General features: G+C 73.5%; 20 protein-coding genes. 5 read left to right on the top strand and 15 right to left on the bottom strand.

The window, feature by feature from the left end; all coding sequences use genetic code 11:
* The first annotated feature begins 38 nt into the window (after positions 1-38).
* Positions 39-878 (top strand): acyl-CoA thioesterase, encoded by an 840-nt coding sequence (locus ABD340_RS03400; RefSeq protein ID WP_344587143.1) that lies wholly within the window; start codon positions 39-41, stop codon positions 876-878.
* Here the strand turns inward: ABD340_RS03400 and ABD340_RS03395 are convergent.
* From ABD340_RS03395 to ABD340_RS03385, 3 genes are read right to left on the bottom strand one after another with little or no spacing between them, the layout of a single operon-like run.
* Entirely contained in the window at positions 868-1,788 is a 921-nt protein-coding gene (locus ABD340_RS03395) for an ArgK/MeaB family GTPase (protein ID WP_344586891.1), read from the bottom strand. The genes ABD340_RS03400 and ABD340_RS03395 overlap by 11 nt on opposite strands.
* Positions 1,785-2,939 carry a thiolase family protein gene (locus ABD340_RS03390; RefSeq protein WP_344586890.1) on the bottom strand — a complete coding sequence of 385 codons (1,155 nt, stop codon included), beginning with the start codon at positions 2,937-2,939 and terminating at the stop codon, positions 1,785-1,787. The genes ABD340_RS03395 and ABD340_RS03390 overlap by 4 nt, the downstream gene beginning before the upstream one ends.
* Entirely contained in the window at positions 2,932-4,365 is a 1,434-nt protein-coding gene (locus tag ABD340_RS03385) for a class I adenylate-forming enzyme family protein (RefSeq protein ID WP_344586888.1), read from the bottom strand. Before ABD340_RS03385 ends, ABD340_RS03390 begins: the two co-directional genes overlap by 8 nt.
* 66 nt (positions 4,366-4,431) lie before the next feature.
* Here ABD340_RS03385 and ABD340_RS03380 point away from each other — a divergent pair, with 66 nt between their 5' ends.
* A complete protein-coding gene (locus ABD340_RS03380) occupies positions 4,432-5,193 on the top strand; it encodes an SDR family NAD(P)-dependent oxidoreductase (protein WP_344586887.1) in 762 nt (253 codons plus the stop codon).
* A gap of 113 nt (positions 5,194-5,306) precedes the next feature.
* Here the strand turns inward: ABD340_RS03380 and ABD340_RS03375 are convergent, their stop codons facing one another.
* The 11 genes from ABD340_RS03375 to ABD340_RS03325 are packed head-to-tail and all read right to left on the bottom strand — an operon-like array spanning position 5,307 to position 17,770.
* A complete protein-coding gene (locus ABD340_RS03375) occupies positions 5,307-6,074 on the bottom strand; it encodes an enoyl-CoA hydratase/isomerase family protein (RefSeq protein ID WP_344586886.1) in 768 nt (255 codons plus the stop codon).
* 1 nt (position 6,075) lies between these two features.
* The gene (locus ABD340_RS03370; protein ID WP_344586885.1) at positions 6,076-7,176 is read right to left on the bottom strand and encodes an acyl-CoA dehydrogenase family protein; all 1,101 of its coding nucleotides are present in this window, start codon (positions 7,174-7,176) and stop codon (positions 6,076-6,078) included.
* Positions 7,163-8,098, bottom strand: a complete 936-nt coding sequence (locus ABD340_RS03365; protein ID WP_344586884.1) for an acyl-CoA dehydrogenase family protein — start codon at positions 8,096-8,098, stop codon at positions 7,163-7,165. The genes ABD340_RS03370 and ABD340_RS03365 overlap by 14 nt, the downstream gene beginning before the upstream one ends.
* Entirely contained in the window at positions 8,076-9,479 is a 1,404-nt protein-coding gene (locus ABD340_RS03360; RefSeq protein WP_344586883.1) for a class I adenylate-forming enzyme family protein, read from the bottom strand. The genes ABD340_RS03365 and ABD340_RS03360 overlap by 23 nt, the downstream gene beginning before the upstream one ends.
* On the bottom strand, positions 9,476-10,543 hold the full coding sequence (locus ABD340_RS03355) for a CaiB/BaiF CoA transferase family protein (protein WP_344586882.1): 1,068 nt from the start codon (positions 10,541-10,543) through the stop codon (positions 9,476-9,478). Before ABD340_RS03355 ends, ABD340_RS03360 begins: the two co-directional genes overlap by 4 nt.
* The gene (locus ABD340_RS03350; RefSeq protein WP_344586881.1) at positions 10,540-11,496 is read right to left on the bottom strand and encodes an LLM class F420-dependent oxidoreductase; all 957 of its coding nucleotides are present in this window, start codon (positions 11,494-11,496) and stop codon (positions 10,540-10,542) included. The genes ABD340_RS03355 and ABD340_RS03350 overlap by 4 nt, the downstream gene beginning before the upstream one ends.
* Positions 11,497-11,542: 46 nt before the next feature.
* On the bottom strand, positions 11,543-11,980 hold the full coding sequence (locus ABD340_RS03345) for a cobalamin B12-binding domain-containing protein (protein ID WP_344586880.1): 438 nt from the start codon (positions 11,978-11,980) through the stop codon (positions 11,543-11,545).
* On the bottom strand, positions 11,980-13,560 hold the full coding sequence (locus tag ABD340_RS03340) for a methylmalonyl-CoA mutase family protein (RefSeq protein ID WP_344586878.1): 1,581 nt from the start codon (positions 13,558-13,560) through the stop codon (positions 11,980-11,982). The genes ABD340_RS03345 and ABD340_RS03340 overlap by 1 nt, the downstream gene beginning before the upstream one ends.
* Positions 13,557-15,020, bottom strand: a complete 1,464-nt coding sequence (locus ABD340_RS03335) for a FadD3 family acyl-CoA ligase (protein ID WP_344586877.1) — start codon at positions 15,018-15,020, stop codon at positions 13,557-13,559. Before ABD340_RS03335 ends, ABD340_RS03340 begins: the two co-directional genes overlap by 4 nt.
* A complete protein-coding gene (locus ABD340_RS03330) occupies positions 15,017-16,195 on the bottom strand; it encodes an amidohydrolase family protein (RefSeq protein WP_344586876.1) in 1,179 nt (392 codons plus the stop codon). The genes ABD340_RS03335 and ABD340_RS03330 overlap by 4 nt, the downstream gene beginning before the upstream one ends.
* 36 nt (positions 16,196-16,231) lie before the next feature.
* The gene (locus tag ABD340_RS03325; RefSeq protein ID WP_344586875.1) at positions 16,232-17,770 is read right to left on the bottom strand and encodes an AMP-binding protein; all 1,539 of its coding nucleotides are present in this window, start codon (positions 17,768-17,770) and stop codon (positions 16,232-16,234) included.
* A gap of 62 nt (positions 17,771-17,832) precedes the next feature.
* On the opposite strand from ABD340_RS03325, the gene ABD340_RS03320 reads away from it, so the two are divergent.
* The 3 genes from ABD340_RS03320 to ABD340_RS03310 are packed head-to-tail and all read left to right on the top strand — an operon-like array spanning position 17,833 to position 20,246.
* Complete coding sequence (locus ABD340_RS03320) at positions 17,833-18,810, top strand: 2Fe-2S iron-sulfur cluster-binding protein (RefSeq protein WP_344586874.1); 978 nt, start codon at positions 17,833-17,835, stop codon at positions 18,808-18,810.
* Positions 18,811-18,844: 34 nt separating this feature from the next.
* Positions 18,845-19,561: an enoyl-CoA hydratase/isomerase family protein gene (locus ABD340_RS03315; RefSeq protein WP_344586873.1), complete on the top strand. Its 717-nt coding sequence runs from the start codon at positions 18,845-18,847 to the stop codon at positions 19,559-19,561.
* Positions 19,554-20,246, top strand: a complete 693-nt coding sequence (locus ABD340_RS03310; protein WP_344586872.1) for an alpha/beta hydrolase fold domain-containing protein — start codon at positions 19,554-19,556, stop codon at positions 20,244-20,246. Before ABD340_RS03315 ends, ABD340_RS03310 begins: the two co-directional genes overlap by 8 nt.
* Here ABD340_RS03310 and ABD340_RS03305 read toward each other — a convergent pair.
* Positions 20,239-21,675 carry an aldehyde dehydrogenase family protein gene (locus tag ABD340_RS03305; RefSeq protein ID WP_344586871.1) on the bottom strand — a complete coding sequence of 479 codons (1,437 nt, stop codon included), beginning with the start codon at positions 21,673-21,675 and terminating at the stop codon, positions 20,239-20,241. The genes ABD340_RS03310 and ABD340_RS03305 overlap by 8 nt on opposite strands.
* Between the last annotated feature and the right edge of the window lie 199 nt (positions 21,676-21,874).

The raw sequence follows: 21,874 nt of genomic DNA, 5'->3' as shown, positions 1-21,874 counted from the left end.
CGCCTCCCTCTCCCCCGCCCGGAGCGCCCGTGAACGACATGTGGAACGACCTGCTCGACTGCCTCGACCTGCACGACCTCACCCCGGGCGGGGAATCCCGCGGGGCGTCGGACGACGGCGGGCGGCCCCCGGCCCACGCGGTCTTCGAGGGGCGCAACCAGAAGCTGGACTACCACCGCGTCTTCGGCGGGCAGATCCTGGGCCAGTTCGCCCGCGCCGCCGTGCTCGCCTGCCCGGGCAAGGCGGTCAAATCGCTGCACGTCCTCTTCCCCCGGGCGGGCCGATCCGATGAACCCCTCCGGTTCGAGGTCGAGCGCCATCACGAGGGCGGCACCTTCGGCACGCTGGGGATCGCCGCCCGCCAGTCGTCGGGAATCGTGGCCACCGCCTCGGTGTCCCTGCACGCGGCCGAGGACGGACCGGACCACCAGACCGTCCCGCCCGTCCCCGCGCCGCTCGGCGAGGAGCACCGGGTCGAGTTCGACCTGATCCCCTGGGAGACCAGGGCGGACGCCGATCTGAACTCCCCGAAGTCGGCACCGCCCGACCTCGGCATCTGGATGCGCACCCCGAAGGTCGACGCCGGGCTCGCCCCGGCGCTGACGGCCTACGCGACCGACCTGAACCTCATCGGCACGGCGCTGCTGCCCGTCGAGAACGTGAGCCAGCAGGACGCGGGCAAGGCGTTCACCTCCGCCGTCACCTCGCACACGCTGTGGTTCCACCGGCCGTTCCGCACCGAGGACTGGCTGCTGCTCCACCAGCACAGCCCGATCCTGGCGCACGGCCGCTGCTTCGGACGCGGCGACGTCCGCACCGAGGACGGCGCCCTCGTCGCCTCCTTCGCTCAGGAAGCCCTCCTCCGGTTCACCGGGTGAGCCGGCCGGCCGGCCCGCGCGGGTCGCCGAGCAGCCGGTCGGCCGCGGTGTAGGCATCGTGGCGGCCGTCGGCGACGGCCTCCGCCAGGTCCGCCAGGCCCGGGTGTTCGCGCAGGCGGCTCTGGGCCAGCGAGAGGATCTGGGCGCGGGCGCGGGCCGTCCGGCGCTCGCGGGTGTCGGCACGGTGGTGGGCGTCGATCGCCGCCACCAGCTCCGCGAGCCCCTCGCCCTTCGGGGCGACGAGCGTGAGCACCCGGGCGCCGGTCTCGTTGCGCAGGTCGCGGACGGTCTGCGCGGCCCCGTCCCGGTCGGCCTTGTTGACCACCAGCAGGTCGGCGACCTCCAGCAGGCCCGCCTTCGCGGCCTGGACGGCGTCCCCGGCCCCCGGGGCCAGCACGACGACGGCCGGGTCGGCGACCGCGGCGATCTCGATCTCCGACTGCCCGACGCCGACCGTCTCCAGGAGGACCAGGTCGTAGGAGAGGGCGGCGAGCACCCGCACGGCGGCGGGCACCGCCGCGGCGAGCCCGCCCAGGTGGCCGCGGGCGGCCAGGGAGCGGATCAGCACACCGGAGTCGGTCGTGTGCGCCGCCATCCGGATCCGGTCGCCGAGCAGCGCGCCGCCGCTGTACGGCGACGACGGGTCGACGGCCAGCACCGCGACCCGCAGCCCCCGCTCGCGGTACGCCCCCACGAGCGCCGCGATGGTCGTCGACTTGCCGGCTCCCGGCGGTCCCGTCACCCCCGCGACCCGGACGGCCGGAGCCGGGCCCAGGGCGGCCAGCACCTCATGGCGGCGGTCGCCCTCGACCAGGCTGAGGAGCCGGCCGGCCGAGCGGAGCGAGCCGCCGCGCGCCGCGGCCAGCAGCTCCGGGACGCCCGCGGGCGCCGCCCGGCCGGGCCCGGTCACGGTGCCGGGACCTCGATGACCGTGGCCGACCCCATCCCGCCGCCGGCGCACATCGCGGCCACGCCGACGCCGCCGCCCGTGCGGCGCAGCTCGTGCACGAGCGTCACCAGCATCCGGGCGCCGGTCGCGGCGACCGGATGACCGAGCGAGCAGCCGCTGCCGTTGACGTTCACCCGGTCGGGGTCGATGCCCAGCAGGCCGATGGTGGCCACGCACATCGCGGCGAACGCCTCGTTGATCTCGAACAGGTCGACGTCGGAGAGCGCCAGCCCGGCCCGGGACAGCGCCTTGGGGATCGCCTTCACCGGCGCCAGTCCCGTCTCGGCCGGGTCGACGCCGACCGACGCCCAGGACCGGACGGTCGCCAGCACCGGCAGGCCGGCGCGTTCGGCGCCCCGGTCGCTCGCGACGACCAGTGCCGCCGCGCCGTCGTTGCCGCCGCAGGCGTTGCCCGCGGTGATGCTGAACCCCTCGATCTCCGGGTGCAGCGGCTTCAGCGCCGCCAGCCTCTCCAGGCTCGTGTCGCGGCGCGGGTGCTCGTCCACCGCGAAACGCCCGTGCGGCGTGTCGATCGGGACGACCTCGGCCTCGAAGCGCCCCTCGTCGATGGCCCGCACGGCGTTGCGGTGCGAGCGCAGCGCCCAGGCGTCCATCTCGGCGCGGGTCACGCCCGCCTTGACCGCCGCGTTCCAGCCCACAGTGATCGACATGTCGATGTTCGGCGCGTCGGGCTGGTCGGGATGGGTGGGCGGGGTCCAGGGGTCGGCCCAATCGCCGTCCATCTGGAAGCGGGACTTGGGCGCGGTCGACGCCGAGTTCACCCCGCCCGCGATGACGAGTTCGTCCATGCCGGCCCGGATGCTCGCGGCGGCCCCCTGGACGGCTGCCTGGCCCGCCGCGCAGTGCCGGTTGTGGGCCAGCCCCGCCACCGAGGTGAGCCCGGCGGTCAGCGCGGCGTGCCGGGCGACCACGCCGCCGCCGTAGAGCCCCTCCCCCAGGATCACGTCGTCGACCGACTCCGGATCGAGGCCGTCCGCCGCGGCGGCGACCACGTGGTGGGCCAGGTCGTAGGCGGTCGTGTCGCGCAGCGTCCCCTTGAAGGCGGTGCCGATGGGAGTGCGCAGAGCGGACACGATGACGGCTTCAGGCATGGGTGTTCTCCAATTCGGCCTGCAGGACGCGGCGCAGCACCTTGCCGGTGTCTGTCTTGGGCAGCCGTGCGCGGAAGACGACCGTGTCCGGGGTCTTGGACGAGCGGAGCCGCTCCCTGACCCACCGCCGGATCTCCTCCGGCTCGCCGTCGCCCGCGACGACCGCGACGAGCCGCTGGCCCCACTCGGGGTCGGGGACGCCGACCACCGCCGCCTCCACGATCCCCGGATGGGCCAGGAGCACGTCCTCGATCTCCGCGGGGGCGATGTTCTCGCCGCCCCGGATGATGGTGTCGTCGGCGCGGCCCTCGATGAACAGGTAGCCGCCCTCGTCGAGCCGTCCCCGGTCCCTGGTCGGGAACCAGCCGCCCTCGTCCAGGGTGCTCCGCCCGCCGTACTCGCCGGAGATCTGCTCGCCCCGCACGAACACCAGCCCGGTCTCCCCGGTCGGGAGCGGCTCGCCGTCCTCGCCGCGGATCTGGAACTCCACGCCCGGCAGCGGCCGGCCCACCGACGACAGGCGGGCCCGGACCAGCGGATCGTCCGACGCCAGCGCCTTGCGGTGGTCCCCGGGCCCCAGGACGGCGATCGACGACGCCGTCTCCGTAAGCCCGTAGGCGTTGACGAATCCGGTCCCGGGGAACACCTGGAGCGCCCGTTCCAGGACGGGCCGCGGCGTGCGCGCACCGCCATAGGCCAGGCTGCGCAGGGTCGGCGTCCCGGCGTCGTCGCCGTCCACCGCGGCGACGATGCGCGCCAGCATCGTCGGCACCAGGAGCGCGTGCGTGATCCCCTCGCGCCGGACCGTCTCCAGCCACTCCCCCGCGTCGAACGCCGGCATGTAGACCACCCGGCGGCCCGTGTAGAGGTTGGTGAGGAGGTTGGCCAGCCCGGCGATGTGGTAGGGCGGGACCGCCACCAGCGCCGCGTCGTCCACGCCGGCCGAGGCGAACTCCAGGGTGTTCAGCACGTACGCGAGCAGGTGCCGGTGCCTGAGCACCGCGGCCTTCGGGGCGGCGGTCGTCCCGCTCGTGTAGAGCAGCACCGCGACGGCGTCGCCGTCCGGCTCCGGCGCCTGCCCGGGTGCTTCTTCAGGTTCTTCTCCGGGCTCGCCGGGTTCGACGAGGGCGTCGAGGTCGGCGGGGTGCAGCTCCAGCGCGCCGGGATGGCGTGACCGCAGGTCGGACAGCTGCTCCTCGCCGAGCCGGTAGTTGAGCGGGACGAACGGGACGCCCGCCAGGGCCGCGCCGAACAAGGCGACGGGATAGGCGGGGTGGTTGGCGCCCAGGTAGAGGACGGCCGGGCGGCCGCGGAACCGGCGCGCGGCGGCGCGGGCGAGGCCGCGCAGCTCGGACGCGGTCAGCGAGCGGCCGCCCGTGGTCACCGCCGCCCGGTCGCCGGCCGAGACCGCCATCTCGAGGAGCATGCCGATATTCATGAGAATGCTATTCTCTCGCACAAAGATCCTTCCTTGCAAGAGAGGGAAACGTCCATGCAGATCAGCGGAAGTTCCGCCCTGGTGGTCGGCGGCGCGGGCGGCCTGGGTGAGGCGACCGTCCGCCGCCTGCACGCGGTGGGCGCGAAGGTGGTCGTCGCCGACCTGGCCGACGAGCACGGCAAGGCGCTGGAGGAGGAGCTGGGCGTCCGGTACATGCGGACCGACGCCACCAGCGAGGACGACGTCCGCGCGGCGATCGAGGCGGCCGCGGCGGCGGGGCCGCTGCGGATCTCGGTGGACGCGCACGGCGGCCCGGCGACCGGCGGGCGGCTCGTCGGCAAGGACGGCACGCCGCTGGATCTCGACGGTTTCCGGAAGACCCTCGAGTACTACCTGACCGCCGTCTTCAACGTGATGCGCCTGGCCGCCGCCGCCATGGGCCGCCAGGAGCCGGTCGACGGCACCCGCGGCGTCATCGTGAACACCGCGTCCATCGCCGCCTACGAGGGCCAGACCGGCCAGATCCCCTACGCGGCCGCCAAGGGCGGGGTGGTCAGCATGACCCTCGTCGCCGCCCGGGACCTGTCGCCCCTGGGCATCCGGGTCGTCACCATCGCCCCGGGCACGTTCCTGACCCCGGCCTACGGCACGGCCGGCGACAAGCTGGAGGCGTTCTGGGGACCGCAGGTCCCGCACCCCATGCGCATGGGCCGCTCGCCCGAGTACGCGGCGCTCGTCGAGCACATCTGCGAGAACGACTACCTCAACGGCGAGGTCGTCCGCCTCGACGGCGCCCTCCGGTTCCCGCCGAAGTAGCGGCCCGCACCGGCGCCGCGCACAGGGACGCCGGTCGCGGGGACGCCGCCCACCGCGGGCGCACGCGGAGGCCGCGGTGGGCGGACGGGGGCGCCGCGGGCCCCCGTCCCTCCTCACCCCTTGCCCGCGGTCAGCTCGGCGATGATCGCGCGGAAGTCCTCGCTCTGGAAGGACAGCTCCTCGGCGGTGGTGGCGAAGTCGAGCGTGGCCAGCACCGCGCGTTCGACCTGGAGGTTGAGCAGCCGCTTGGTGCTCTCGACCGCCTGCCGCGGCAGTTTGGCGATCCGCTCGGCGCACGCCACGGCCTCGGCCAGCGGGTCGGCCACGACATGGTTGGCCAGCCCCATCTCCAGGGCGCGCTCGGCCTTGATGCGGGCACCGGTGAAGGCGTACTCCTTGGCCAGGTGCAGGCTGGTGTGCAGCGGCCAGGTCAGCGGCCCGCCGTCGGCCGCGACGAGGCCGACCTGCACGTGCGGGTCGGCGAGGTAGGCCGACTCGGCGAGGTAGACCACGTCGCTGAGCGCGACCAGGCTGCACCCCAGCCCGACGGCCGGGCCGTTGACGGCGGCGACCAGCGGCACCCGGCAGCGCACCATGCCCAGGACCAGGTCCCGGCCGTGGGCGATGGACCGGGCCCGCAGGTCGCCGTCCTGGCGCAGCTCCTCCAGGTAGGCGAAGTCCCCGCCGGCCGAGAACGCCCTGCCGTTCCCGGTGAGGACGGCGGCGCGCGCGTCCCGGTCCTCGCTCAGCCGGGGCCACAACCGGGCCAGCCCGGTGTGGAGGGCGTCGTTGACGGCGTTGAGGTCGTCGGGGCGGTTCAGGGTGATGATCCTCAGCGGGCCGTCCGCACGGACCTCGATCTCATCCGGCATGTCGTACATGTCAGGCTCCCAATCCGAGGATCCGCGACGCGATGATGTTCTTCTGGATCTGCGACGTCCCGCCCATGACGCTCTGCGCGCGGCTGTAGAGGTAGGCGCCAAGCAGCTCGGGGTCGCGGGTCCCGCCCACCGCGAGCGCCGCATGGCCGACCGACTGCTCGACCCAGGTCATGAGCAGCTTGTCCAGCGAGCCGTCGGGCCCGTGCGCGACGCCGTCGAGCCGTTCCGACAGCCGCCGCCGCACGTGCAGGCGGAGCATCTCGGTCTGCACCGACGCCCAGGCCAGCTCCGCCCGGGCGTCCGCCCCGGCGGCGCCGTCCGTGCGGGACGCCAGTTCGCGGACGAGCTTGCCGTACCGGGCCGAGAAGCCCAGCTCGGCGGGTTCGCGCTCGTGCCCGACGACCGTCATCGCCAGCGCCCACCCCTCCCCCGGCGCGCCGACCATCTGGTCGGCCGGCACCCTGGCCCCGTCGAACAGGACCTGGCCGAACTCGGTGGTCACGCCGCTCATCATGCGGAGCGGGCGCTGCTCGATGCCCGGCTGGCGCATGTCGACGACGAACGCCGAGATGCCCTTGTGGCGGGGCACCTCCGGGTCGGTCCTGGCCAGCAGCAGGCACCAGTCGGCGACGTCGGAGTAGCTCGTCCAGATCTTGTGCCCGCGCAGGACGTACTCCGCGCCCTCCAGGGTGGCCGCCGTCGACAGGGACGCCAGGTCGGAGCCGGCGCCGGGCTCGCTGAACCCCTGGCACCAGCGCTCGGTCCCGTTGATCATTCCGGGCAGGAACCGCCGCCGCAGCTCCTCGCTGCCGTGCCGGCCCAGCCCCTGGACCAGGTAGCCCAGGCTGGGCCGCGGCGGCGCGCCCGCGCGCGCCAGCTCCTCGTCGAGGATGACGTCGTAGACGGGCGGCAGCTCGTGCCCGCCGTACTCGCGCGGCCACGACAGGCCGAAGAAGCCGGCCTCGTAGAGCGCACGGTGCCATTCGCCCTGCCGTCTCCAGTAGTCGTCGCCCGAGGTCGGGAACGTCCCGGCGCGTTCGGCGAGCCAGGAGCGCAGCCGCTCCCGGAAGGCCGCCTCCTCAGGCGAGTCACGAAAGTCCAAGGTCGATCTCCTCCAGGGCGACGGGGAACAGATCGGCGGACGTCAGGGCCCGCCGCAGGTGCACATGGGCCAGGCACTCCCAGGTGTTGCCGATCCCGCCGTGCACCTGCACGGCCGTCTCGCAGACGGTCCGGGCGGCCCGCGCACAGTAGAGCTTCGCGACGCGGGCGGCCCGGACCGCCTCGTCCGGCGCCAGTTCGTCGACGGCCCAGGCCGCGTGCCGCAGCACGCTCACCGACCCCTCGATCAGGGCGAGCCCCTCGGCCAGCAGGTGGGCCACGGCCTGGTACGACCCGATGGTCCTGCCGTACTGCTCGCGCACCTTGGCGTACTCGCAGGCGAGGGCGTGCGCGCCGCGGGCCGTCCCGAGCAGGTCCGCGCACGTGACCACCAGCGCCAGCGCCCGCCACCGCCCGGCCGCCTCCGCCGCCAGTTCCCCGGCCGGTTCGAGCGGGCCGAGCACCTCGGCGCCGCGCCTGGTGAGGTCGGCCCCGGGGACGAGGGCGCCGACCCGTCCGGCGAGGACACGCGCGCCGTCGAGGGAGAGGGTCCGCGCCATCCCGCGGGCGTCGAACGCCTCGGCGTCCACCGCGATCGTCAGCGGGCCGGGGCCGGGGCCGGGGCCGGGGCCGGGTCCGGGTCCGCCGCCGGTGCCCGTGCGCAGGTCGTCGGCCAGCAGCGGGCCGAGGAGCGGGACGTCGACCAGCCCGCGCCCGAACTCCTCGACGACGATCGCCGCCTCCACGCCGGACGCCCCGTCGGAGCGCAGCGAGCGCCAGCCGGTCGCGGCGACCGCCTTCTCCAGCCGCTCCACGCGCTCGGCGTCGTCCAGGTCGTGGACGGAGCCGGGGCCCAGCTCGCCGGCGAGCCGGGCGGCCGCCTCGCGCAGTTCCCGCTGTTCAGTCGTCAGTCTGGCGTCCATGACGCTCCTTGAGTAGTCGGCGCAGCACCTTGCCGGAGGGCAGGCGGGGGATCTCCGGCACGAACACCACCCGGCGCGGCCGCTTGTAGGAGGCCAGCCGCTCGCCGACGCGCCCGATCAGCTCCGCGGGCTCGACCGGGCGGCGGACCGTGACGGCCGCCACGATCACCTCCCCGTCGGCGGCGTCGGGGACCCCGAACACGGCGCAGTCGGCGACGTCGGGATGCCCGTGCAGGACGGCCTCGACCTCGGCGGGCGCGACCTGGAACCCGCGCACCTTGATCATTTCCTTGGCGCGGTCGGTGAGCCGCAGCCAGCCGTCGGCGTCGATGGCGCCGACGTCGCCGGTCCGGTACCAGCCCTCGCTCAGCGCCTCGGCCGTCGCCGCCTCGGGCAGGTATCCGGCCATCAGCGACTCCGACCTGGCCTGGATCTCCCCGATCCCGCCGGGCGCGACCGGCTCCCCGGTCTCCAGCGACACCACCCGCAGGCTCACCCCGGGAACGGCGCGGCCCGCGCTGTCCAGCCGCGCGCCCTCCAGCGGGTTGCAGGCCAGGACGGGCAGCTCGCTGGCCCCGTAGGCGGGGACCCAGCCGACGCCGGTCCGCCGGGTGACGGTCTCGGCGACGTCCGGCGTCACCGGCGTCGCGCCCCACATGATGTAGCGCAGCGACGACAGGTCGTACGACTCCAGCTTCGGATGCGAGGCCAGTGCCAGCGCGATCGGCGCGACGGCCATCTCCACGGTGATCCGGTCGGCCTCGATGTGGTGCAGCATCCGCTCCAGGTCGAACCTGCGGTGCAGCCGCATCCAGGCGCCCGTCTCCAGCACGGTGACGATGTTCAGCAGCCCGAGGATGTGCGAGGGCGGGGTGGTGATCTGGATCCGGTCCCGCCCGGTCAGCCCGAGGGCGTCCCGCCAGTGCCCGACGGCCGCGCCGATCGAGGCGTGCGTGTGCCGGACCGCCTTCGGCAGCCCGGTCGTCCCCGAACTGAACACCAGGAGGGCGTCGGTGTGCGGGTCGGGCTCGGCGTACGGCCCGCCGCCCGGCGCGATCGGCTCGTCCAGGTGCAGCATCGGCATCAGCCCGGCCAGCACCGGATGGTCGCCCACGGCGTGCGCGGGCTCGGTGACGGCCAGGGCGTGCTCGGTCTCCCCTTGCTTCCACGCCGGGCTGAGCAGCACGACGGCGGCGCCCAGCCGCCAGATCGCCAGTACGGCGAGCACGAACTCCGGCCTGTTGGAGGACATGAGCGCCACCCGGTCCCCCGCCTGGACCCCGCGCCGCGCCAGCGTCCCGGCCAGCCCGTCGGCCAGCGCCTCCAGCCGCTCCCTGCTGTATTCCCGGTCGTCGAAGACCAGGACCGCCCGCCCGCTCACGGCCCCTCCCCCGCGATCGCGCCGGTGAGCCCGCCGTGCTCGCCGAGACGGGGCGGCGGGCGGTAGTCCGGTTCGTGGCCCGCGACCCGTACCGGGCTGCCGACCAGCCGGAAGTCCCCGGCGGTCACGACCGCCTCGGGTGCCTCGGCCAGCGCCTGCGGAAGCGTCCGCACCGCGGCCGCCGGGACGCCCAGCGGACGCAGCCGCGACTCCCACCCGCGCGCCGTGTCGGCGCCCAAGGCCCGTGTCACCAGGTCCAGGACCTCCTCGCGCCGCGCCGCACGCTCGGCCATCGACGCGAAGCCGCCGATCCCCGCCTCCGCGCAGAAGGACTTCCAGAAGGCGTCATGGGTGATGAACAGGGCGAGATGCCCCTCGGCCGTGGGGAACAGCTGGGCCGGGACGTAGTACGAATGCGCCCCGTTGGGCAGCCGCCGCGGCTCGACCCCGTCGTTGAGGTAGGCCGCGGCCCGGTAGTTGAGCTGCGAGAGCATCACGTCCCGCAGCGACACCTCGACCTGGCCGCCGCGCCCCGAGACGAGCTGGGCCAGCAGGCCGAGCGCGGCCGTCAGCCCCGCGGAGTTGTCGGCGGAGGAGTAGCCCGGCAGCGTCGGCGGCCCCTCGGGATCGCCGGTGAGCGCCGCGACGCCGGTCGCCGCCTGCACCACGTAGTCGAAGGCGGGCTCGTCGCCCGCCGCCAGGCCGTAACCGGTGATCGCGACGCAGACGATCCGCTCGTTCCACCCGCGCAGGTCCTCGTAGGTGAGCCCGAGCCGCCGGATCGCCGACGGCTTCAGGTTGACCAGCAGCGCGTGCGATCCGGCGACCAGCTCGCCCAGGCGGGCGCGGCCCGCCGCGGCGGTCAGGTCGAGGCGGACGCTGCGCTTGCCGCGGTTGAGGCTGGCGAAGTAGGCGTCGCTCACCTGCCGCGACAGGTCGCCGCCCGGCGGCTCGATCTTGGTCACCTCGGCGCCGAGGTCGGCCAGCATCATCGTCGCGTACGGTCCCGCGAGGATGTGGCCGGCCTCCAGGATCCGGACGCCCGCCAGCGGTCCGGTGCTCATCGCAGGTCCGCCGCGATCCCGGCGAGCACGTCCCGGGTGCGGTGCTTGGAGGCGACCAGCTCGTCGCGGTCCGCGCCGATCGGCAGGAGCCGCACCGACAGGTCGGTGACGCCGGCGTCGGCGAACCGGCGGAACCGGGCCGCGATGGCCTCCTCGTCCCCGGCCGCGCACAGGTCGCCGACGTCCTTGGCGTCGCCGTAGTCCAGCAGCCGCTGGTAGTTCGGCGAGATCTCCGCCTCGCCGAGGATCCGGTTGGCGCGCTCGCGGGCCGCGTCCACCTCCGACGGCCGGCACAGGCACACCGGGATCCCCGCGACGACGCGCGGGGACGGCCGCCCCGCCGCCTCGGCCGCCTTGGTGATGCGCGGCACGACGTGGTCGGCGACCGCGCGCTCGTCGGCCATCCACAGCACCGTCCCGTCGGCCCGCTCGCCCGCCAGCGCCAGCATCACCGGGCCCAGCGCGGCCAGCAGCACCGGCAGCGGCCCCACCGGGCCCAGGCCGAGCGGGTTGTGCACGGTGAACGACCCGTTCTCCACGTCGACCGGGCCGGGGCCGGTCAGCGCCGCGTCCAGCACGTCCAGGTAGTCGCGGGTGAGCCCGGCCGGCCGCTCGTAGGGCAGCCCGAGCATGTCCCGGACGATCCAGTGGTGCGAGGGCCCCAGGCCCAGCGCCAGCCGGCCGCCCGCGGCCGCCTGCGCCGACAGCGCCTGCCGCGCGAGCGCGATCGGGTGCTGGGCCTGCAGCGGGACGACCGCCGTGCCCAGTTCTATCCGCTCGGTCCGGGCGCCCATCAGCGCCACCGCCACCAGGGCGTCGAAGTCCGTCGGAATCTGCGGGATCCACGCCGAGTCCAGCCCGGCGCCCTCCGCCCACAGCACGTCCTCGATCATCCGCGCGACCTTCCGCGCGGAGTCACCCCGCTCCGGCCCGATCATCACGCCAACCCGCACGGTCCCTCCAAGTCCTTGGTCTCCGAGATCTGAATGTGTCCGGGTGTCAGGGCGGGGCGGGCGCGGCGGCCAGGGCGCCGACCTCGGCCACGATGGCCTCGAGCGGCGTGCCCGTCGGGAAGACCGCGGCGGCGCCCGCCTCCTTCAGCGCCGGGACGTCGGCCGCGGGGATGGTGCCGCCGACGACCACGGCCATGTCGCCGGCATCCGCCGCGCGCAGCGCCTCGACGGTGCGCGCGGTCAGCGCCACGTGCGCTCCGGACAGGATGCTCAGGCCGACGACGGCGACGTCCTCCTGGAGCGCGATCGCCACGATGTCGTCGACGCGCTGCCGGATGCCGGTGAAGACGACCTCGAAGCCGGCGTCGCGCAGCGCCCGCGCGACGATCTTGGCACCGCGGTCGTGGCCGTCCAGCCCGGGCTTGGCGACCAGGACGCGGCCCGGCTGCGAAGGCGCTCCGGAGGAGGCGGGAACGTCGGCCATCAGAACACCACCGGCTGCTGGAACTCGCCCCAGACCGCCTTGAGCGCGGCGACCATCTCGCCGACCGTGCAGTAGGCGTTGGCGCAGTCGATCAGGGGACCCATCAGGTTCTCGGTGCCCTCCGCGGCACGGGCGAGGTCGGCGAGGCGGGCGCGGACGGCCGCCGCGTCGCGTTCGGCCTTGACCTTGGCGAGCCGTTCGAGCTGCCGCTCCCGCCCCTCGGCGTCGAGCTCGTAGGTCGCGAGGGCCGGGGCGGGCTCGTCGGAGGTGAACCGGTTGACACCGACGATCGGCCGGGTCCCGTCCTCCATCTCCCGGTGCAGGCGGTACGCCTCGTCGGCGATGAGGCCCTGCAGGTAGCCGTCCTCGATCGCGCGGACCATGCCGCCGTGCCGCTCGAGATCGTCCATGATCTCGACGATCCGGTCCTCGGTGGCGTCGGTGAGCGCCTCGACGAAGTAGGAGCCGCCCAGCGGATCGACCACGCGGGCCACACCGGTCTCCTCGGCGAGGATCTGCTGGGTGCGCAGCGCGAGCGTCGCCGACTCCTCGCTGGGCAGCGCGAACGGCTCGTCCCACGCGGCGGTGAACATCGACTGCACCCCGCCCAGCACCGAGGCCATCGCCTCGTAGGCCACGCGGACGACGTTGTTGCGGGCCTGGGGCGCGTACAGGGACGCCCCGCCCGCGACGCAGCCGAAGCGGAACATCGACGCCTTGTCCGAGGTCGCCCCGTACCGCTCCCGGACGATCGTCGCCCAGCGCCGCCGCCCGGCGCGGTACTTGGCGATCTCCTCGAAGAAGTCGCCGTGCGTGTAGAAGAAGAAGGAGACCTGCGGCGCGAACTTCTCGATCGTCATCCGGCCGCGGGCCAGGACGGTGTCGCAGTAGGTGACGCCGTCGGCGAGCGTGAACGCCATCTCCTGCACCGCGTTGGCGCCGGCGTCGCGGAAGTGCGCGCCCGCCACCGAGATCGCGTTGAACCGCGGCACCTCGGCGGCGCAGAACTCGATCGTGTCGGCGATCAGCCGCAGCGACGGCTCGGGCGGCCAGATCCAGGTGCCGCGCGAGGCGTACTCCTTGAGGATGTCGTTCTGGATCGTCCCGGTCAGCCTGGCCCTCGGGACCCCCTTGCGCTCGGCGGCCGCCACGTAGAACGCCAGCAGGATCGCCGCCGTCCCGTTGATGGTGAAGCTGGTGCTGATCTCCTCCAGCGGGATCCCGGCGAAGAGGATCTCCGCGTCGGCGAGGGTGTCGACCGCGACGCCGACCCGGCCGACCTCCTCGCCGACCTCGGGGTCGTCGGAGTCGTACCCGCACTGCGTGGGCAGGTCGAGTGCCACCGACAGACCGGTCCCGCCCTGCTCCAGCAGGTAGCGGTAGCGGCGGTTGGACTCCTCCGCCGTGCCGAACCCGGAGTACTGGCGGAACGTCCACAGCTTCTTCCGGTAACCGGAGGCGAAGTTGCCGCGCGTGAAGGGGAACTCGCCCGGTCCGGGGGGCTCGGCGCCCCGGTCCGCCGGTCCGTACACCGTCCGGAGGGGGATGCCGGACGAGGTCCGGACGGAATCGTCGCTCATGAGGGCTCTTCCTTCATGAGTTCGTCATTGATGAGCTCGTCCTTCATGACCTTGCCGGTGGCGTTGAGCGGCAGCTCCTCCAGGAACCTCACGGACCTGGGCACCTTGAAGCCGGCCATCCGGTCGCGGCTCCAGGCGACGAGCTCCTCCTCGGTGACCTCGCCCCGCCGGACCACGAAGGCCCTGCCGACCTGGCCGAGCCGTTCGTCCGGGACGCCGACGACGGCGGCCTGCGCGACGGCCGGATGCTCCATGAGGAAGCTCTCGATCTCGGCCGGGTAGGCGTTGAAGCCGCCGACGATGAACATGTCCTTCTTGCGGCCGACGATGCGCAGGTGACCGCGCTCGTCCTGGGTGCCCAGGTCCCCGGTGTGCAGCCAGCCGTCGGCGTCGACCGCCTCGGCCGTGGCCCGCGGGTCGTCGAGGTAGCCCTTCATGACGGTGTAGCCGCGGATGAGGACCTCTCCGTCGGGGGCTATCGCGGCCTCGACCCCGTCGCACGGCCGGCCCACCGTGGCGGCGATGTCCTCGAACGAGTCGCCGGGCCGGGACGCGGTGGCGGTGCCCGCCTCGGTCAGGCCGTACCCGGTCATGATCGTCTGGAACGGCAGCTCGGTCACGACCCGGCGGATCAGCTCCACCGGGATGTCCGCGGCGCCGGTCACCGCCGCGCGCAGCGACGACAGGTCCCACTCGCCCTGCGCCTGCGCCTCCAGCAGCGAGTGGTACAGCGTGGGCGGGCCGGGCAGCATCGTGATCCGCTCGCGTTCGATCAGCTCGAGCACGCGGTCCACGTCGAAGACCGGCACCGGGTGGACGGTGGCCCCGCGGATCATGGACGCGACGCAGCCGGCCTTGTACCCGAAGATGTGGAAGAACGGGTTGACGATCATGTAGCGGTCGCCCTGCCGCAGGTCGGCCAGGTCGCACCACTCGGCGTACAGCCGCAGCGTCTGGGCGTGGGTCATCATGACGCCCTTGGGCCGCCCGGTCGTGCCCGAGGTGAACATGATGTCGCAGACGTCGTCGCCGCGGCTCGCGCGCTCGAACGGCGAGCCGCCGGCCAGGAAGCCGGACTTGATGTCGATCGTCGGCACCCCGGGCGGGCCCTCGTAGTCCTGGTCGAGGAAGCCCTTCTGGACCAGGACCAGCCGGGCCCCGCTGCGGCGGATGATGTCGTGCGCCTCGGCGGCCTTGAAGCGCGTGTTGACCGGGACCAGCACGCCGCCGGCGGTCAGCAGGCCGAACGCCGCGATGATCCACTCCGCCGAGTTCGGCGCCCAGATCGCCGCCCGGTCGCCCTTGCCGATCCCGGCCTCCGCGAACGCGCCCGCGGCGACGCGGACGCGGTCGGCGAGGTCGGTGAAGGTGAGCCGGAGCGGCCCGTCGACGACCGCCTCGGCCGAGCCGAAGCGGTCGCCGGCGCTGAGCACCATCTCTGGGATGCTCTCCCAGGTCATACCGACATCATGCGGGCCAGGTTGCCGCCCATGATCTTGGCCTTGTCGGCCTCGCCCAGGTTCTTGAGCTCCTTGATGTAGCTCGCCGGGTCGGCCAGGCCCTCGGGGTGGGGGTAGTCGGAGCCGAACAGCACCCGCTCGACGCCGAGGACGTCGGACAGCTCGGCCATGTCCTCTTCCCAGAACGGGCTGATGTGGATGTTGCGCCTGACCGCCTCGATCGGGTTCTCGCCGAACTCGTGCGGCATCTTCTTGTACGTGTCGGCGAGGTTGCCGAGCAGCGGCTGCAGCCAGGAGGCGCCGTTCTCGATGACCGCGATCTTCAGCTCGGGGAAGCGGGTCAGCGCGCCGTGGCAGACCAGCGACGCCACCGCGTCCTGGATCGGCCGCCACTCGTTGAGCTGCCGGAAGGCGTTCGGCTTGAAGGGCAGCATCTCGTTCCGGTGCCCCTCCCAGTCGCTGGCGTACCGGGCGTAGCCGCTGTCGGAGGAGTGCAGGCCGACCACCACGCCGGTCTCCACCACGCGCTTCCAGAACGGGTCGAACTCCGGCAGCGCGAACGAACGCGGGCCGCGGAAACCGGGCACCGGCGCCGGCCGGACCAGGATGGCCTTGGCGCCGCGCTCCACGCACCAGTTCAGCTCGTCGATCGCCTTCTCCACGATCGGGAGCGTGATGATGGGCGTGGTGAAGATGCGGTCCTTGTAGTTGAACGACCACACCTCGAAGAGCCACTGGTTGAGCGCGTGGATGACGGCGTGGATGAGTTCCGGGTCGTCCCGCATCCGCTCCTCGATGAGGCTGGCCAGCGTCGGGAACATCAACGTCCGCTGGATGCCCTGCTCGTCCATCAGCTCCAGCCGGGGCGCCGGCTCGCGGAACGCGGGGATCGACTTCATCGGCTCGCCGAAGATCTCCCGGCGGGTCTTGCCGTCGGGGTTCCCCACCCGGAAGTACTCCTCCATCGCGCCGGGACGGGCGACCACCTCGAAGGTGGGGTTGGGGATGTACTCGCTGATCTGGCCGCGAATGGCGATCTTCGTCCGGCCGCGCACCTGCACGTACTCGATCGCGCCGTCGTACTCCTTGGGGAGGTGCCTGGTCAGCGCCTCCTGCGGCTCGTAGAGGTGGTTGTCCGCGTCGAAGAGCGGATAGGGCAGTTCACGTGACGGCATCGAGATCCTCCCTTGCTTGATTTGAGAAGACTATTCTCAACTCTGTCGGGCTGCAATATTGCGGCGGAGAACGTACTTCTGAACCTTGCCGCTCGCGGTGCGCGGGAAGTCCTCGACGGCGTGCAGCTCCTCCGGCCACTTCTGCCGCGCCAGGCCGGCCCGCTCCAGGTGGGCCCGCATCCCGTCGATCGTGGGCGCCGCGCTCCCAGGCCGGAGCCGCACGAAGGCCGCGGCGTGCTCGCCGAGCCGCGCGTCCGGGGCGGCCACCACCGCGGCCTCGGCGACGCCGGGCATGGCCAGCAGCGCCTCCTCGACCTCCAGCGCGCTGATGTTCTCGCCGCCGCGGATGATGACGTCGGACTTGCGGTCGGTGATGGTGAGGTAGCCGTCCTCGTCCAGCACGCCGATGTCGCCGGTGCGGTACCAGCCGTCCTCGTCGAAGACCGCGGCGGTCAGGGCCGGATCGGTGTAGCCGACGCACAGGTCCGGGCCGCGACTGAAGATCTCGCCGTCGCCGGCCAGCCGGATCTCCACGCCGGGCATCGCGTCCCCGTCGGTGAACAGCCGCTTGTCCTCGGGCGCGGTGTACCGGGAACCGGTGATCGAGGGGTGCTCGGTGCTGCCGTACGAGCGGAACACCGTGATGCCCAGCCCGGCCAGCCGGGTGGTGACCGCCGCCGGCACCGCCGCGCCGCCGAGGCCCGCGTACTTCATGCTCGCCAGGTACTCCGGCTTGAAGTCGGGGTGGTCCAGGAGGCTCGTCATGAAGTACGCGGCTCCGCCCCCGACCGAGAGCCCGTCGCTCTCCATCAGCGCCAGCGCCTGCCCCGGGTCCCACACGTCGGTGAGGTTCACCGCCGTGCCGTCCAGCACCGGGATCAGGAAGGCGTTCACCATGCCGATGAAGTGGCCCACCGGCGCCGCGGTGAGCTGGGGCGACCGGTCCGGCGGGTAGAGCCCGGCGAGCTGGCGCGTCTCGAACCCGAGCGTCCGGTGGCTGTGCACGACGCCCTTGGGGTCGCGCGTGGTGCCCGAGGTGAACGCGATCAGGGCCGGGGCCGCGGGGTCCGCCGCGACCGTGCCCGCCATGGGCTCGGCGGCGAGCAGGTCGTCGAAGTCGCGGCCCACCACGCCGACGACGGGCACGTCCGCCGACAGCTCCGGCCGGTACTCCATCCGCCCGAACCGCTCGGCCGTGACGAACACGCGGGGCTTCACCGCGTCCAGGATGTAGCCGACCTCCTTACGCCCGTAGAAGTGGACGATCGGCACCACCACCGCGCCGAGCAGGGACGACGCCCAGAAGACGGCCGCGGCCTCCATCCAGTTGGGGAGCTGGAAGGCGACCGCGTCACCGGGGCCGACGCCCCGTTCGCGCAGACCGCCGGCGAGCCGGCGGGCGACCAGCTCGACGTCGCGGAAGGTCCCCCGCCACGGCCGCACGGCCGAATGGACGGCGAATCCGGCCTGCGGCGCGGCCGCGAGCCCGCGGGCGAGCAGGTCGCCGATCGTGTCCCGGGTCCACCAGCCCTCGGCCTCGTACCGCTTGGTCAGCTCTTCGGGGACGGTCCGCATGTGCGCACTCCTTCCACAAACGATAATTGCACTCTCGCATGAAGAGAAGCTAGATTCCACCTATGGCGCGAGACCATGGCTTCCATCCGGTCCGGATCAAGCGGATCGTCCAGGAGACGGCGGACGCGCGCACGTACGTGCTCGACGCGCCGTTCCCTTACCGGGCAGGCCAGTTCCTGACCCTCCAGGCCTGCGGCACCCTGCGCAGCTACTCGATGTCGAGCTCGCCGGACACCGACGACGAGCTGATGACCACCGTCAAGCGCGTCCCCGGCGGGCTGGTCTCCAACTGGATGCACGACCACCTGGCGGCCGGCGACCGGCTCTCGGTCACCCTCCCCGCCGGGGTGTTCTGCCTGCGCGACACCGCCGCGCCGCTGGTGGCCCTCTGCGGGGGCAGCGGCGTCACCCCGATCCTGTCGCTGGTCAAGAGCGCGCTGGCCACGACCGGCAGGCGGGTGCGGGTGCTGTCGGCCAACCGGGACGCCGACGCGGTCATCTTCCGCGCGGCCCTGGACGAGCTGGCCGCGCGCCACCCGGACCGGTTCGAGATACGGCACCATCTGGACACCGCGAACGGATTCGTCACCGCGGACCAGGTCCGGGACTTCGCGGGAGGCGACCGGGACGCCGACTTCTACCTCTGCGGGCCCGAACCGTTCATGGACCTCACGGAACGGGCGCTGCTCGACCACGGCGTCGACGCCGAGCGGATCCTCGTCGAGCGTTTCGAGCACTCCTCCGACACCCCGGCCGGGGACGAGAAGGAGGGCACGGTCACCATCGTGCTGGACGGCGCGCGCCGCACCGTCCCGCAGCATGTCGGCGAGACCCTCCTGGAGAGCGCCCGCCGCGCCGGCCTCACCCCGCCCTTCTCCTGCGAGTCGGGCAACTGCGCGACGTGCATCGCCCAGATCACCAAGGGCGAGGCCAAGATGCGCGTCAACAACGCGCTGGAGGACGACGAGATCGCCGACGGCTGGATCCTCACCTGCCAGGGCGAGCCGGTGACCCCCGAGGTCACCGTCGTCTACGAATGAGCACCCACGGGAATAGGCGACCACGGAGAGCCGCATGGTAGATCTTGAGCTGGAGCAGGGGCTGGCGGTCATCACGATCAACCGCCCGCGGGCCCGCAACGCGATCGCTCCGGCCACCATGGACCGGCTGGAGGAGGCGCTGGACGCCGCGGCCGGTGCGCTGGCCCTGGTCATCACGGGCGCGGGCGACCGGGCCTTCGTCTCCGGCGGCGACCTGAAGGAGCTGGCCGCGATCCGGACCGAGGACGAGGCGATGGCCATGGCCCTGCGGATGCGGGGCATCTGCGACCGGCTCGCCGCCTTCCCCGCACCGGTGGTCGCCGCGCTGAACGGCCACGCCCTGGGCGGCGGGGCCGAGGTCGCGGTGGCCGCCGACATCCGCGTCGCCGCCGCCGGCATCAGGATCGGCTTCAACCAGACCGCGCTGGCGATCATGCCCGCCTGGGGCGGCGCGGAGCGGCTGGCCGCCCTGGTCGGCCGGGGCCGGGCGCTCATGCTGGCGGGCGCCGGCACCCTGCTGGACGCCGCCGAGGCGCAGCGCGTCGGGCTGGTGGACCAGGTCCTGCCGCGGGAGTCCTTCGAGACGGGGTGGCGGACGCTGGCCCGGTCGCTGGCCACCGTCCCGGCCGGCGAGATCAAGCGGGTCATCGCGGGACCGCCGTCCGCGGACGCGGCGGCGCGGGCCTTCGCGCGCCTGTGGGTGGCCGACGAACACTGGGAAGCCGCGGAGAGGGTGATGAAGCGTGCCTGACGTTCTACTCGAAGAGGGGCCCTCGGGCCTGACCGTGCGCCCGCGCGACGGAGCCGGCGGGCAGGTCGTCCTGTACGTGCACGGCGACCGGCACTTGTCGGGCGCCCCCGACACCGCGCTCGACGCGGCCGGCCATCTCGCGCTGCGGACGGGCGCCACGATCCGCTGCGCCCGCTTCCGCGCGACCTTCCCCGCCGCCCTCGACGACGTCCACGCCGCGCACGAGGCCTGCGGGTCCGCGGGGCCGGTCGCGGTGGCCGGCTCGGGTGTCGGGGCGGGGCTCGTGGCCGCGCTGCTGGTGCGGCTGCGCGACTCGGGGGCGCCCATGCCGCGCCGCGCCACGCTGGTCTCGGCGCTGCTCGACCTCAGCCTGCAGGCGGCGAGCCTCCAGCTCAACGCGGCCGCCGATCCGGGCTTCGACCTCGCCGAACTGCGGCGGCGCGTGGCGGGTTACGCCGCGGGCACGGCCCCGACCGACCCGCTGCTGAGCCCGCTCTTCGCGAACCTGCACGGGCTGCCGCCGATCCAGCTGCTGGTGGCCGGCACCGATCCCCTGCTGGACGACTCGCTGGCGTTCGCCGCCCGCGGCGCGCGCTCCGGCGTCGCCGTCGACCTGCAGGTACGCCCCGACGCGGCCGCCCTCCGCGCCGAGGCCCTCCCTGCCATGGCGGCCTTCATCAGGTGACCGGCTCCCCGAAGGTCTTGATCTGCAGGAACTCCTCCAGGCCCTGGACGCCCATCTCGCGTCCGACGCCCGACTGCTTGTAGCCGCCGAACGGGGCGTTGGGACCGAAGAAGTTGCCGCCGTTGATGCTGAACGTGCCGGTGCGGATCCGGCGTGCCACCGCGAGCGCCCGGTCCCGGTCGCGGCCGTGCACCGCGCCGGACAGGCCGTAGATCGAGTTGTTGGCGATGCGCACGGCGTCGTCGTCGTCCGCGTAGGGGATGACCGCCAGCACCGGCCCGAAGACCTCCTCCTGCGCGATCTCGCTGTCCGGGTCCACGCCGCCGAGCAGGGTCGGCGCGTAGTGGAAGCCCGGCTCGGCCTTCTCGCCGCCGGTCACCAGCGTCGCCCCGGCCGCGACGGCCCGCTTCACCATGCCGTCGACCTTGTCGCGCTGCCGCTCGCTGATGAGGGGCCCCATGAAGGTCTTGGGGTGCGTCGGGTCTCCGTACCGGACCTTGCCCATCGCGGCCGCGGCCTTCGCCACGATCGCGTCGTGGTGCTCGCGCGGCACCAGCAGCCGGGAGGTGAGCGCGCAGCCCTGCCCGGCGTGCACGCAGATGGTGAAGGCGGCGAGCATGGCGGTGGCGTCGAAGTCGGCGTCGTCGAGCACGATCATCGCCGACTTGCCGCCCAGCTCCAGGAAGACCCGCTTGACGGTGCGGCTGGAGGCGGCCATGATCCGCCGTCCCGTCTCGGTGGAGCCGGTGAAGCTCACGATGTCCACGCCCGGGTGGGTGGTGAGCAGCTCTCCGACCTCGGCGCCCGAGGAGGAGACGACGTTGACCACGCCGGGCGGGATGTCGGTGTGCTCGGCGATCAGCTCGCCCAGCGCGAGGGTGACCAGCGGGGTGTCGGGCGCGGCCTTGAGCACGACGGTGCAGCCCGCCGCGAGCGCGGGGGCCAGCTTCGCCAGTGCGAGCTGGTTGGGGTAGTTGTACGGCAGGATGGCGCTGACGACGCCCCCGGCCTCCTTCTCCACCCAGCGGCGGTGGCGCGCCCCCTGGTACTCGATCTCGCCGATCTCCTCGCGCATGGGGTGGGTCCGCAGCAGGTCGGCGTAGTAGCGGACGATCTCCAGGGGGTCGTCCAGCTGGGCGCCGTGGGTGAGCATCCGGGTCGCGCCGGCGTCGGCGATCGTCAGCTCCCGCAGTTCCTCCTTGTGCTCGACCAGGGCCTCGTACAGCCGGTCGAGGCCGCGGATCCGGGCCGGCACGTCGGTCGCCCAGCCGGTGGTGTCGAAGGTGCGCCGGGCGGCCTCGATCGCGGCTTCCGCCTGCTCCTTCGAGGCGTCGGGGGCCTCCCCGATCACCTCGCCGGTCGCGGGGTTGCGGGAGGGGTAGGTCCGTTCTCCCTCGACGAGCTTTCCATCAATGAGCAGGCGCTTCACGGCGGCACCACATTTCCGTCCTCGGCGGCTCCGGCAACCGGCCCCCTGCCCTTGCGGCGCTCCAGGCGGCCCCGGGCACGGACGGGCCGGCCTCTGAAAAGTACATTCTCCAAACATGCGAATCAAGCATTCGGAAATGAGAACAGCTACATCGGAGGTCGCCCCGGCGCGACCGCGACACCGCCCCGGCCCCGGCCCG

Source organism: Actinomadura vinacea (assembly GCF_039532545.1).
Classification (GTDB): Bacteria; Actinomycetota; Actinomycetes; order Streptosporangiales; family Streptosporangiaceae; genus Spirillospora; species Spirillospora vinacea.
The sequence above is the reverse complement of the archived record's forward strand: the minus strand, read 5'-3'. Positions and strand labels throughout refer to the sequence as shown.